The organism is Alloscardovia omnicolens DSM 21503 (assembly GCF_000420505.1).
GTDB lineage: Bacteria > Actinomycetota > Actinomycetes > Actinomycetales > Bifidobacteriaceae > Alloscardovia > Alloscardovia omnicolens.
Genome location: NZ_ATVB01000017.1, coordinates 23,604 through 35,562, shown reverse-complemented (window position 1 = coordinate 35,562; position 11,959 = coordinate 23,604). Strand labels below are relative to the sequence as shown.

Sequence of the window (11,959 nt, the reverse complement as noted above, 5' to 3'; positions counted from 1 at the left end):
TAAAACAGTCTAGAAACGTTGAAAACATGCGCCTACCGGCAAAAAATAAGGGTTTCAGAATTTTCTCCTGAAACCCCTACGCGGATGATAAGGGATTTGAACCCTTGGAGGTGTTTAGCCTCACACGATTTCGAGTCGTGCTCCTTCGACCGCTCGGACAATCATCCATGTGCATCAGTAACTAACTAAATGCAACTTTTCAAGTATGCCACAAGCACAGGAAAAGCGCTAGTCAGCAACTTACTTAAAAATTTATTCCAAGCTTCGCACAGCTCTAATAGCTTGCGCACGCTGTTCAAGCATATCATCAGACGGATAATTAACTCTTTCTAAAGTTAGACCGCAAGCAGGAGCTGGTCCTGTTAAACCTTCACGTGCAGGCACAGCTATTTTATCTGCAAACCAATCAACAGTTTTCTTACCGCGTCCCACAGCAATACATGCTCCAACAAGCGAACGAACCATATTGCGAGCAAAAGCATCAGCAATAATAGTAAAAGTTAATAAACCAGATTCAGCACTGGAAATTTCATACGCAGTGCTCTGGTCACGAGGATCTGCTCCAACAGCCTGAGTTGTTCTCTGTTCTGCTCCCCCAGCATACACAATTTCTGGAGTTAAAGCGTAACGAGGCACTCGTTGCCATGACGCAAACTTGACCTCCCTAATAGTCGTTCCCCCAGGATTCGGTAAGGCAAAAGATCCAAAATCATGTAAGCCGATAGTCAGCCGAGCAGCCTGGTTCATTACATCAACGTCTAAAGTATCATCTACACGCAAAACCATAGCGCGCAAACGAGGATCGCGCACACTGAACTCATCAGCAATACGGTACACATACACACGGTCAGAAGCAGAAAACCGAGCGTCAAAGCCTTGAGGAGCAGGCTGTACAGAAAAAATAGAAATATCAGCAGGAACGATACGTTTAATCCGTCGTTCTAAAGCCTGTACAGGCGTAACACCGCTCATATGTCCGATGGTACGTTCAAGAACGTTATCTTCTACATCGATATGACACACTTGGCCACGTGCATGTACGCCGGCATCCGTACGACCTGCTACGGTAAGGCACACTTCTGAAGCATCTAAACGTAGAAGTTTAGCAATTGCTGCTTCGATTTCTCCTTGTACAGTGCGTTGTCCGGTTTGGCGTGCCCAACCATGAAAATCCGTTCCATCATAAGCAAGGTCTATTCGTAATCGCATACAGTACATTGTAAAGATTGCTACATACGCGCAAACCACGGGCAGACAGAGAAAGAAATAGAAAAGACCTAGGACTCTTTCGAATCCTAGGTCTTTTAGCTCACTGGCGAGAGCGCAGGAATATCCATGATATTTACTCTGCTGCTACCTCTTCAGTTGCAGTTTCTTCAACTGGAGCTTCAACAGCTTCTTCAGCCTTAGCTTCTGCTACCTTTACAGCAGCTTCAGCTTCCTTAACAGCAGCCTTCTTTGGGGATACTGGTTCGGTTACGAGCTCGATTACTGCCATTGCAGCGTTATCGCCCTGACGTGGAGCGAGCTTAACAATGCGAGTGTAACCACCTTCACGCTGTTCCATCTGCTCAGCAATCACGGTGAAGAGAGCGTGTACAACAGACTTGTTGCGAATCACGCGCATCACGCGACGACGAGAGTGCAAATCACCACGCTTTGCGAAAGTGATAAGACGCTCAGCAAGTGGGCGCAAACGCTTTGCCTTTGGCAAAGTTGTGGTAATGCGACCGTTCTGGAACAAGCTTGTAGCCATGTTCGCGAGCATAAGACGCTCGTGAGCTGGACTTGAAGCCAGACGTGGACCCTTCTTTGGTCTTGGCATTTTGTTCTCCTTATCCGGCACAGGTGGGCATGAGCCCGAACATCCGTGCTGGGTTTTTAGTTATAACGGTGAATTCTAGAACTCACAAAAACGTATGAAGCAATGGAGCTTACATATCGTCTGGAGTGAAGAATGTGCCACCTTCGAGATCAACTGGATTGAATCCTAATGGAGAAGCCTTTAAGGAAAGACCACGAGCTTCGAGCTTTTCCTTAACTTCATCAATGGACTTCATTCCGAAATTACGAATATCAAGCAAATCTTGCTCAGTACGCTTTACAAGCTCGCCAACAGTGTGAATACCTTCACGCTTGAGGCAGTTGTAGGAACGCTGGGTGAGGTTGAGATCCTCAATAGGAATCTCGAGCTCTGGGTCGGCTTCTTCTACTACTGGAGCAGCACCAACTTCAATACCCTCAGCTTCTACATTCAGCTCACGTGCCAAACCGAACAGCTCTACCAAAGTAGAACCTGCGGAAGCAATAGCATCGCGAGGAGAAATCGCCTGCTTAGTTTCAACGTCAAGAATAAGCTTGTCAAAGTCAGTGCGCTGATCCACACGGGTAGCCTCAACTTTGTAGCTCACCTTGAGTACTGGAGAATAAATGGAATCGACTGGAATACGGCCGATTTCATCATTATCCTGCTTATTCATTTGAGCTGGCACGTAACCACGACCACGCTCGACTGTGAACTCGATCTCCAATTCGCCATCTTCTGCGAGAGTTGCGATGTGCAAATCTGGATTTGCTACTACGACGCCTGCAACTTCGGTAATATCACCTGCGGTAACTTCACCTTCGCCGCTCTTATGCAAGTAAATTGCAACTGGCTCATCGTATTCGCTAGTGAGCACAATCCCCTTGATATTGAGGAGGATTTCGGTTACATCTTCCTTCACGCCTGGCAGAGTGGTGAACTCATGCAAAGCACCAGAGATGCGAACCGATGTCACTGCAGCACCAGGAATGGAGCTGAGGAGCGTACGACGCAATGAGTTACCCAAGGTATAGCCAAAACCTGGCTCCAATGGGGTGAAAGTGAAGCGTGAACGCTGAGGATTAATAACTTCCTCTGTCAGTGACGGACGCTGTGCAATAAGCACCTTCGTATCCTTTCAGCTTAAGACCAGTGTGCACTTCCTGATCTTCGCGGGTTGGACTAATAATTGTCTGTCTTGTGCTCAGACGCGGCGACGCTTTGGAGGGCGTACACCATTGTGTGCCTGTGGGGTCACGTCGGAGATAGAACCAACTTCGAGACCTGCAGACTGGAGGGAACGGATAGCGGTTTCACGACCGGAACCTGGACCCTTTACAAATACATCAACCTTCTTAACACCGTGTTCCTGTGCCTTGCGAGCTGCAGCTTCTGCTGCCATACCTGCTGCGTAAGGAGTGGACTTACGGGAGCCCTTGAAGCCTACATCGCCACCGGATGCCCAGGAGATAACTGCTCCAGATGGATCCGTAATGGAGATAATAGTGTTGTTGAATGTGGACTTAATATGCGCTTGGCCGACTGGAACCGACTTACGATCCTTACGACGAGGCTTGCGCGTGGCCTGCTTTGCAGCTGCCATGAGAGACCCTCATTTCCTTATAGCTTATATGTAATGTAAGCGATGCGTTTATTCAACGCGTGGCTTATATCTACTACTTAGTAGCCTTCTTCTTTCCAGCAACCGTGCGCTTTGGACCCTTGCGAGTACGTGCGTTAGTCTTGGTACGCTGACCGCGCACTGGAAGGTGACGGCGGTGGCGCATACCCTGATAAGAATTGATCTGAATCTTACGACGAATATCAGCGTCGATTTCACGACGCAAATCGCCCTCAATCTTGTAGTTTGCTTCAATGAAATCACGAAGCTGAATGAGCTGTTCGTCAGAGAGATCCTTTACACGAGTATCTGGATTGATACCAGTTGCTTCGAGTGTCTCCTTAGCGCGAGTGCGGCCCACACCGAAAATATAGGTGAGAGCAATTTCAATGCGCTTCTCATTAGGGATGTCGACTCCGGCAAGACGTGCCATCTTCGAATTCCTTTTCTGTTCTACGGGGGTCGTGCACCAAATCTTCCGCTATTGCGGCCCAAGCCTCCGTACTTGGGGTTCAAGTGAACTACTACTTGTAGAGCACCTGTGATTTAGCGCCTTTATTGTGGTCGCGAGACCTGTAACTCTTAGCCCTGACGCTGCTTATGACGTGGGTTTGCGTTGCAGATTACCATTACGCGACCGTGACGGCGAATCACGCGGCAAGAGTCGCAGATACGCTTTACACTTGGGCTAACCTTCATGGGGCTTTCCTTTTACTTGTAACGGTATGTAATACGACCGCGAGTTAAATCGTATGGGCTCATTTCCAGAACCACACGATCTTGAGGAAGAATACGAATATAATTCTTACGCATCTTTCCAGAGATCGTAGCCAAAACGATATGCTTGTTCTCTAATTCGACACGGAACATTGCATTAGGCAGAGCCTCTACTACTTGTCCTTCGACTTCGATAACACCGTCTTTAGCCATTGGCCTCATTCCTCGCTTGATTACTAGAGCATTTTCTTGTGAAAACACACCAACATTGAATAATAACAGAATACGGAGACGATTTCCAGTCCGCAGTATGTGCTCTTTCTTTATCGTCTTTAACGTCCTCCGAAGCTTCCACCGCCGCTACCGCCGAAGCTGCCTCCGAAACTTCCAGAGCTCCATCCGGAGCTTCCTCCGAAACTTTCAGAGCTCCATCCGGAGTTTCCAGATGAGCCATCGCTCGAACTATAATTCTCAACAGGTTTTATGGCTGTAGCAAAGTCATCTTGAATTGCGCTCAAACTGCTGTTAAATGATTCTGTAAAAGCATCAAAGCTCGAGAAATCTGCTAATCCATCTGACCACATAGCAGTATTAGTAGAAGGTGAAGAAGTTACTGCACTACTTGCGCTGGAAGCATAGAAACTATGATGCCATGGCATATACATCCAACTTGTTGACGTATATGGCAACATATTCATATCTTCTTCAGTAGCAGATTGTTGCATTGCCAGTGTGCGCATTGACTTTGCTACTTTCGAACTCATACCGAAGGCTGCAGCATATACGAGGTAGCGATCCCACAGATGCATATCTGCTATGCCTCTATCAGAGAAGTCACTGAAATCATTCAAATAGCGTGCTAAGCCCCACACCTCACCGGCACTGCGCGCATACGGGTCTTTCAAAATAACGTGGGCACCCCCAACATCTGTAAAGAAGAGGAAAAATACCCACAGTGCTGAAGCAATCAGATATGCAGCAAAATACGGCGTAGTTAAGCCATAGATAGTTAATGCAATAATGAGTAGGAAAGATAGTGTTCGCGGAATAGCCCTATATACTGCTGTTCCTGACTCAACACGTAATGCGTCATACTCTGCATCAAATTTGGCATACATCAATTTAATAAGCGATGCGCATACTGAACCGCGGGTGCCTGCTATCTCTTTAATATCATCGTTGCTGAGCACAAGAGTGTTTTTCTTATCAGAAACTTCATGCAGTACTGCAAGTAGTTTCTTCTCTGATTGACTCAGATGATGCTTTTCCGCAAAATCATTTTCAAAAGAATCAAGAGACAAAATATAGGTCATATCTGCAGAACGTTGTGCAGCAGCATCAGACACAGCTTGACGAATACTGCTTATCTGATCTTCGCTCACCTGCGTAGTACTCGTACCACGCATTGCTGACTGAATCATAGAATCTATCTGTGCGGCTGTTGCGTAGTCAAAAGAAACATTCTCGTATCCGCGTGCAGAACCAGGAAGTATAAAAAGCGCATGCTTAGATACGAGCGATAGCATAGTTGCGCTTAATGCACGTTGCTGAATGTGCGCAGATGCACTCTTTCCCTGCTCCATCACACCATACAAGCGTGCTGCAGCTGCTGGTGATATAGCAGGCAAATCGCGGAAGTATTCTATATCTCCTCTGTATTTCGCACGTTTCTTGGTGTGCACAGCTCCGGCTACGAGCCAGATAATCATAACGATTACAGGCAACATGCATACAATCAAAATGGTTAAACGATTACGTGCAGCTGTGCGCTGCTTCAGCGCCCACTGTTCAGCTTGATTTTTCTCATCGTTCAGAACGGTTTTGACGCTTCGGTCAGTATTTTTCCGAGAAATCTGTTGAACAGACTGAACGTCCGAGCTACGGTACAGTATAACAAAGTCTACATAGCGGCTACGCTGCACGTTATCGGCTGAAAAAGTGAAGGTTTTATTATCTACCTTATGCGTCTTACCTTTGCCTGTATAGTGCATCAACATCCATGACGCAGTTGTTTTGTCTGGATATCTAATAGTTCCGGTCAAATGTTTAATCGGGATAACATTCCACCTCGAAATTGGCTCCCACATGGTATAGACGCCGTCTTGCAATGCCGTGGCAACGTCTTTAAACGTCATAGTAATACGGAAAGTCTGCACGCCTGAACGAGTCAGAGGAATATTCCATCCCAGCTCAACTCCGCGAGTCTTTGCTTTCTCATTGTGCTGAGAAACGCGAAGAGTATCTGCCTGTGTTATATCCTGTTTTGTTACTGGATCTACCAGATACCAAGAACGTGCTGCTACAGTATTCCACTGATCAATAGATACTTTTTCCGTATCGACGAAACTGAAATTTTTGCGACTATACTGCTCGCCAGTAGTCAGATTGGTCACCGATATATCGCTGATATTTGTGAGGTTCGCGCTAGATAGATTGTATTCCTGAAATAACTGACGCCATGGGCGTTTGCGATCAGACATGTTGACGGCAATAGTTTGAGTCATTGTCATATCGCCATTTTTGAGCACTTGCACTTTATAGTCCAAGCTGTCGTACACCAAGTCCGACTCTATAGATTGAGGACTCATCGACCGTATAAAATTGCCAATACCTGCAGCAATGAGGCAATATACAATCACCGCCACTATGCCGTAAATAAGAGCTTTAAGAATTGGTGTACGAGTTTTCATAACTTGTCCCCTATGAAGCCAAAGTTGCTACTGTTAGAACTGAACCTGTGGAACTTCGCGTGCAGATTCCTCTACACGGTAGTACTCAGCCTTCTCGAAATGGAATAATCCAGCAATAATATTACTTGGGAACATTTCAACGGCATTATTCATCTTCAACGCTACATCGTTGTAGAACTGGCGAGCGTAAGCAATTTTATCTTCAAGAGTCTTTAATTGGGATTGTAAATCCATAAAGTTGCTATTTGCTTTCAGCTCTGGATATGCTTCTGCAACAGCAAGAACATTAATAATAGCTTTATCTAAAGCATTTTCTGCCTGAGCACGCTGAGCAATATTTCCGCTATCTGCTGCAGCTTTTACTGCAGAACGAGCTTGCGTTACCGCCTCGAAAACGCTTGACTCATGTGTAGCATAGCCCTTAACAGTATTGACTAAGTTTGGGATAAGATCTGCACGCTGTTTGAGCTGCACATCGATTTGTGCCCATCCGTTCGCCACGCGATTACGGAGATTAACGAGGTTGTTGTAGGTTGAAGCTATCCACGCAATAAGTGCAATAACAAGAACAACAACGATTGCAATAATAATTAGTGTTTTCATAGTTAGATTTTAGAATGCAGCGCAGAGAAAATTTTACGCAAAAATTTACGGCTTGTTCCCACGCGAGGGAACAAGCCGTTGAGAGGATTTCAGTGCGTGTGACTGTTACTTAGTTAACTCAGCTACGATATTTGCTTGGATTGCATCAATGTCACCTACACCATTGATCTTCACGAGCACACCACGGTCAGCGTAGATGTTGAGCAAAGGAGCTGTTTCAGCTGCATATACTTCAAGACGCTTTGCAATAACTTCTGGAGTATCGTCTGCACGACCTTCGATTTCGGCGCGCTTCATCATACGTTCCATAAGCACGTCATGGTCTGCATCCAAAGCAACAACTGCATCCAAAGGAGTGCCGAGTTCTTCGAGCATTGTGTCTAATGCTTCTACCTGAGATGCATTACGTGGGTAACCATCTAAAATCCAACCGCCCTGAGCATCATCCATAGCTAAGCGATCTTTCACGATAGAATTAGTCAATTCATCTGGAACGAGTTCGCCCTTATCAATAAAAGCCTGTGCCTGTTTACCCAGTTCAGTCTGGTTCTTCAGGTTATAGCGGAAAATATCACCTGTAGAAATCGCAGGAATACCAAAATGCTCGGCAAGCTTTGCAGCTTGTGTGCCTTTACCCACACCTTGTGGGCCCATAATAAGCAAACGCATATTAATCTTCTTTCTGTTCGTCAGCGTCTACTGCGCTTTCTTCTGCCTGATCTTCTTCAATATTATCTGTCTTGGTCTCTTCAAGAACTGCAGTAGCAGTCTTCTCGCTCTTAAGCTGTTCTGCTTCCTTATCAGCCTCAATATCTAAGAAGCCTTCATACTGGAACTGTTCAGTCTGAGCACGTGCCTGACGCAAGGTATCCAAACCTACGCCTGCAATAATCAAAATCGTTGTGCCACCGAATGGCATCTTCGAACCAATGCTCAAAGCCAAAATAAGTACTGTTGGAATCAATGCAACGAAGAGCAAATATACAGCACCAACCGTATTCAAACGGTTAATAATATAGGTAAGGTATTCGCTGGTTGCACGGCCTGCACGGATACCTGGAATAAAGCCGCCGTACTGCTTCATATTGTCAGCAGTTTCGTCAGTGTTAAAGGTAATCGACGTGTAGAAGAAGGTGAAGAATACAATCATTACCGAGTACAAACCGATGTACCACAAAGATGTAGTATTAGCCAGATTTGCGTTAATCCACTTCACCCAGTTGGCGTCAGACTTACCAAATTGTGCGATCAACGTTGGAATAGCCAAAATGGAGGATGCGAAGATTGGTGGAATAACACCAGACATATTCACCTTCAATGGCAGGTAGGTGGAGGTGCCGCCGTACATCTTACGGCCAATCATGCGGCGCGTGTACTGCACTGGAATACGGCGCTGCATAAGCTCAACGTACACAACGAAGATAAGAACGACAACCAAAGTGCCGGCAACAATACCGAACTTAGCCCACTGCTTCTGCTGGTAGCCAATCTCCCACAGCTGTGGCAGGAAGCCGGAGCAGATCGAGGTGAAGATGAGCACGGACATACCGTTACCAATACCCTTATCGGTAATCAACTCAGCCATCCACATAACGAGACCTGTACCACCGGTCATAATAATAATCATAAACAGCATGTTGTGTACGGAGCCGTCTGGAATAATCTTGCCGGTTGCAGCTCTACCGAACAGGGCGCCGGTCTGGGCAGTAACCAAAATTGTGGTGGACTGTAAGAATGCCAAACCAATGGTCATGTAACGGGTGTACTCGGTGAGCTTAGCCTCACCAGACTGACCTTCCTTGTGCAAAGCCTCGAATCGTGGAATAACCACGCGCAGCAGCTGCACAACAATGGACGCGGTAATGTATGGCATAATACCCAGAGCGAAGACGGACAGCTGCAGCAAAGCGCCGCCGGAGAACAGGTTGACGAGAGCTACGAAGTTTTCTCCACCTGCTGCTTTTTTAACTGTTTCACTCACAACTTTGTAATCAATACCGGGAGTTGGAATAGAAGCACCAATACGGTAAATAATCACAATCATTAACGTGAAAAGAATCTTATTGCGCAATTCCTTAGCGCGCAATGCTTGAATAAGCGTTTTCACTGAAATCCTCCTGCAGTGTCTTTGTTTTGAGACACACTGTTAACCACTATAACAAAAGATAAGGTCCTTGACACTCTTATGTGCCAAGGACCTTGCAAATTCGCGGTCAATCACTGCGATTTAATCGATTTTATTCGATTAATCTTCGGAAATAGAACCGCCTGCTGCTTCAATCTTTGCCTTTGCAGATGCAGAGGACTTTACACCCTTGAAAGTGTATGCTGCGGATACTTCACCATCACCGAGCACCTTAACTGGCTGGTTCTTACGAACAAGACCTGCGTTAATGAGTGCTTCAACGGTTACATCGCCACCCTGAGGGAAAGCAGTAGCAACATCAGCGAGGTTAACTACCTGATACTCTACCTTGAATGGAGACTTGAAGCCACGAAGCTTTGGAAGGCGCATGTAGAGTGGAAGCTGACCACCTTCGAAACCAGGACGAACCTGATAACGTGCATGCGTACCCTTCATACCGCGGCCAGAGGTCTTACCCTTGGAACCTTCACCACGACCAACACGGGTCTTGGACTTCTTAGCTCCTGGAGCTGGACGCAAGTCATGCATCTGAAGGATATCGACGTCATTAGTATTTGCCATTAGTCAATCTCCTCCACTGTTACAAGATGACGAACCTTGTTAGCCATTCCACGGTATACAGGAGTATCTTCACGAATCACTGTCTGGTGAATCTTACGAAGACCCAAAGAGTGAACGTTGTCCTTCTGTACCTGGGTGGAGCCTACAAGACCCTTCTTCAAGGTGATCTTAAGCTGCTTAGCCATTATTCACCATCCTTTGCTGCTGCCTGAGCTTCTTCACGAGCCTTGCGAGCTTCTTCGATGCCCAATGCGCGTTCACGCAGAAGACGATCTGGAGCTACTTCAGACAGAGACAGCTCACGACGAGCTGCAACTTCTTCTGGCTCTTCGAGCTGCTTCAAAGCTGCTACAGTTGCACGCACAGTGTTGATTGCATTACCTGAACCCATGTCCTTAGACAGAATATCGGTAATACCTGCGCACTCGAGTACTGCACGAACTGCACCACCAGCAATAACACCAGTACCTGGTGCTGCTGGACGCAGAAGAACAGTACCAGCGGATTCGTGACCAATTACTGGATGAGTAATGGTACCACGAACACGTGGAACGGTGAACATGTGCTTCTTAGCGTCAAGCTGACCCTTAGCAATTGCAGAAGGTACTTCATGAGACTTGCCATAGCCTACGCCTACGGTTCCGTTACCGTCACCGACTACGACGAGAGCCGCGAAGCTCATTGTACGACCACCCTTGTTGGTCTTGCTGACGCGCTTGATTGTTACTACGCGATCGAGAAGCTCTTCACGCTGTTCGTTGCGGTCACGACGGTTACGACGCTCGCCACGACGGCCTTCGCCACGGTTACCGCGGCGACCTTTGCGCTCTTCAGCTGCTGGAGCCTGCTCGGTTGTTTGAGTCTCTTCAGCCACGTTGATTTCCTTTTCGTTATCGCTCACAGCTGCAGACCTCCCTCACGTGCGCCTTCTGCTACTGCAGCAACGCGACCATGATACTTGTTACCACCGCGGTCGAATACAACTGTGGTAATACCAGCAGCAACTGCCTTCTTAGCAATCAGTTCGCCAACCTTCTTTGCAGCTTCAACCTTGGTACCTTCAAAAGCACCGAAGTCGTTGTGCAAAGTAGATTCGCTCACGAGAGTAATGCCCTTGGTGTCATCAACAATCTGTGCCACCATGTTGCGGTTGGAACGAGTAACTACGAGACGTGGACGCTCTGCAGTGCCGGCAAGCTTCTTGCGAAGACGTGCGTGACGGCGCAAGCGAGCAACGTTCTTGCCCTTACCATAAATCTTTACCGTCATTTACTTACCAGCCTTTCCAGCCTTGCGGATGATGCGCTCATCTGCGTACTTAATGCCCTTACCCTTGTATGGTTCTGGAGCACGAAGCTTGCGGATGTTTGCAGCAATCTGGCCAACAGCCTGCTTGTCGATACCCTTAACCAAAAGCTCATTTGGGTTAACAACTTCGAATTCAATTCCTGCAGGTGCTTCCACATTAATGGTGTGGGAGTAACCCAAGAAGAACTCGAGGTTCTTGCCCTTAGCTACAACACGGTAACCGGTACCAACAATAAGAAGACGCTTTTCGAAGCCCTTAGACACACCCTCGATAATGCCTGCTGCCAAAGAGCGAGCCAAACCATGCTTTGCACGGGTTGGGCGAGCATCATCTTCAGGGGTGAAGGTAACGTGACCGTCTTCTACGGATACGGAAATACCTTCAGGCAATTCGAAAGAATCGGTACCCTTTGGGCCCTTAGCCTGGAAGATGCTTCCATTAACAGTAATTTCTACTCCAGCTGGAACAGCGATAGGGAGCTTACCAATATGTGATGCCATAATTTAAG

The 11,959-nt window shown here is 46.9% G+C and carries 16 protein-coding genes and 1 tRNA gene; all 17 read right to left on the bottom strand.

Annotated elements, in window-relative coordinates; translation table 11 throughout:
• Positions 1–81 precede the first annotated feature (81 nt).
• The 17 genes from G464_RS0106910 to rplF all read right to left on the bottom strand — a co-directional run bounded on the left by G464_RS0106910 (position 82) and on the right by rplF (position 11,951).
• Positions 82–167 (bottom strand) — tRNA-Ser (locus G464_RS0106910).
• A gap of 85 nt (positions 168–252) precedes the next feature.
• A complete protein-coding gene (locus G464_RS0106905; protein WP_022857251.1) occupies positions 253–1,209 on the bottom strand; it encodes a tRNA pseudouridine synthase A in 957 nt (318 codons plus the stop codon).
• Positions 1,210–1,342: 133 nt separating this feature from the next.
• Positions 1,343–1,825, bottom strand: a complete 483-nt coding sequence (gene rplQ, locus G464_RS0106900; protein WP_022857250.1) for a 50S ribosomal protein L17 — start codon at positions 1,823–1,825, stop codon at positions 1,343–1,345.
• Positions 1,826–1,934: 109 nt separating this feature from the next.
• Positions 1,935–2,930, bottom strand: coding sequence for a DNA-directed RNA polymerase subunit alpha (locus G464_RS0106895; RefSeq protein ID WP_022857249.1), 996 nt, complete (start codon positions 2,928–2,930; stop codon positions 1,935–1,937).
• A gap of 78 nt (positions 2,931–3,008) precedes the next feature.
• Complete coding sequence (gene rpsK / locus G464_RS0106890) at positions 3,009–3,407, bottom strand: 30S ribosomal protein S11 (RefSeq protein ID WP_018143440.1); 399 nt, start codon at positions 3,405–3,407, stop codon at positions 3,009–3,011.
• Between the two features lie 73 nt (positions 3,408–3,480).
• Positions 3,481–3,858, bottom strand: coding sequence for a 30S ribosomal protein S13 (gene rpsM / locus G464_RS0106885; RefSeq protein ID WP_021618596.1), 378 nt, complete (start codon positions 3,856–3,858; stop codon positions 3,481–3,483).
• Between the two features lie 149 nt (positions 3,859–4,007).
• The gene (gene rpmJ / locus G464_RS0106880) at positions 4,008–4,124 is read right to left on the bottom strand and encodes a 50S ribosomal protein L36 (RefSeq protein WP_021618597.1); all 117 of its coding nucleotides are present in this window, start codon (positions 4,122–4,124) and stop codon (positions 4,008–4,010) included.
• 12 nt (positions 4,125–4,136) lie between these two features.
• Positions 4,137–4,355 (bottom strand): translation initiation factor IF-1, encoded by a 219-nt coding sequence (gene infA, locus G464_RS0106875; protein WP_003827269.1) that lies wholly within the window; start codon positions 4,353–4,355, stop codon positions 4,137–4,139.
• 119 nt (positions 4,356–4,474) lie between these two features.
• Entirely contained in the window at positions 4,475–6,832 is a 2,358-nt protein-coding gene (locus tag G464_RS0106870) for a DUF2207 family protein (protein WP_021618599.1), read from the bottom strand.
• Positions 6,833–6,865: 33 nt separating this feature from the next.
• On the bottom strand, positions 6,866–7,435 hold the full coding sequence (locus tag G464_RS0106865; protein WP_021618600.1) for a LemA family protein: 570 nt from the start codon (positions 7,433–7,435) through the stop codon (positions 6,866–6,868).
• Between the two features lie 105 nt (positions 7,436–7,540).
• Positions 7,541–8,104, bottom strand: a complete 564-nt coding sequence (locus tag G464_RS0106860; protein ID WP_021618601.1) for an adenylate kinase — start codon at positions 8,102–8,104, stop codon at positions 7,541–7,543.
• Position 8,105: 1 nt separating this feature from the next.
• Complete coding sequence (secY, locus tag G464_RS0106855) at positions 8,106–9,542, bottom strand: preprotein translocase subunit SecY (RefSeq protein ID WP_021618602.1); 1,437 nt, start codon at positions 9,540–9,542, stop codon at positions 8,106–8,108.
• A gap of 138 nt (positions 9,543–9,680) precedes the next feature.
• Positions 9,681–10,142 (bottom strand): 50S ribosomal protein L15, encoded by a 462-nt coding sequence (gene rplO, locus G464_RS0106850; RefSeq protein WP_021618603.1) that lies wholly within the window; start codon positions 10,140–10,142, stop codon positions 9,681–9,683.
• Entirely contained in the window at positions 10,142–10,327 is a 186-nt protein-coding gene (rpmD, locus tag G464_RS0106845) for a 50S ribosomal protein L30 (RefSeq protein ID WP_021618604.1), read from the bottom strand. Before rpmD ends, rplO begins: the two co-directional genes overlap by 1 nt.
• Positions 10,327–11,043, bottom strand: a complete 717-nt coding sequence (gene rpsE, locus G464_RS0106840) for a 30S ribosomal protein S5 (protein ID WP_021618605.1) — start codon at positions 11,041–11,043, stop codon at positions 10,327–10,329. The genes rpmD and rpsE overlap by 1 nt, the downstream gene beginning before the upstream one ends.
• On the bottom strand, positions 11,040–11,411 hold the full coding sequence (gene rplR / locus G464_RS0106835; RefSeq protein WP_022857248.1) for a 50S ribosomal protein L18: 372 nt from the start codon (positions 11,409–11,411) through the stop codon (positions 11,040–11,042). The genes rpsE and rplR overlap by 4 nt, the downstream gene beginning before the upstream one ends.
• A complete protein-coding gene (rplF, locus tag G464_RS0106830) occupies positions 11,412–11,951 on the bottom strand; it encodes a 50S ribosomal protein L6 (protein WP_021618607.1) in 540 nt (179 codons plus the stop codon).
• Positions 11,952–11,959 lie beyond the last annotated feature (8 nt).

Bases quoted from the DNA above. Each gene is read 5' to 3' on its own strand.
- rplO (WP_021618603.1), bottom strand. From the start codon at position 10,142: ATGGCAAATACTAATGACGTCGATATCCTTCAGATGCATGACTTGCGT.
- rplR (WP_022857248.1), bottom strand. From the start codon at position 11,411: ATGACGGTAAAGATTTATGGTAAGGGCAAGAACGTTGCTCGCTTGCGC.
- rpmD (WP_021618604.1), bottom strand. From the start codon at position 10,327: ATGGCTAAGCAGCTTAAGATCACCTTGAAGAAGGGTCTTGTAGGCTCC.
- rpsK (WP_018143440.1), bottom strand. From the start codon at position 3,407: ATGGCAGCTGCAAAGCAGGCCACGCGCAAGCCTCGTCGTAAGGATCGT.
- G464_RS0106865 (WP_021618600.1), bottom strand. From the start codon at position 7,435: ATGAAAACACTAATTATTATTGCAATCGTTGTTGTTCTTGTTATTGCA.
- rplF (WP_021618607.1), bottom strand. From the start codon at position 11,951: ATGGCATCACATATTGGTAAGCTCCCTATCGCTGTTCCAGCTGGAGTA.
- rpsM (WP_021618596.1), bottom strand. From the start codon at position 3,858: ATGGCACGTCTTGCCGGAGTCGACATCCCTAATGAGAAGCGCATTGAA.
- rplQ (WP_022857250.1), bottom strand. From the start codon at position 1,825: ATGCCAAGACCAAAGAAGGGTCCACGTCTGGCTTCAAGTCCAGCTCAC.
- G464_RS0106870 (WP_021618599.1), bottom strand. From the start codon at position 6,832: ATGAAAACTCGTACACCAATTCTTAAAGCTCTTATTTACGGCATAGTG.
- G464_RS0106905 (WP_022857251.1), bottom strand. From the start codon at position 1,209: ATGCGATTACGAATAGACCTTGCTTATGATGGAACGGATTTTCATGGT.
- G464_RS0106860 (WP_021618601.1), bottom strand. From the start codon at position 8,104: ATGCGTTTGCTTATTATGGGCCCACAAGGTGTGGGTAAAGGCACACAA.
- rpmJ (WP_021618597.1), bottom strand. From the start codon at position 4,124: ATGAAGGTTAGCCCAAGTGTAAAGCGTATCTGCGACTCTTGCCGCGTG.
- infA (WP_003827269.1), bottom strand. From the start codon at position 4,355: ATGGCTAAAGACGGTGTTATCGAAGTCGAAGGACAAGTAGTAGAGGCT.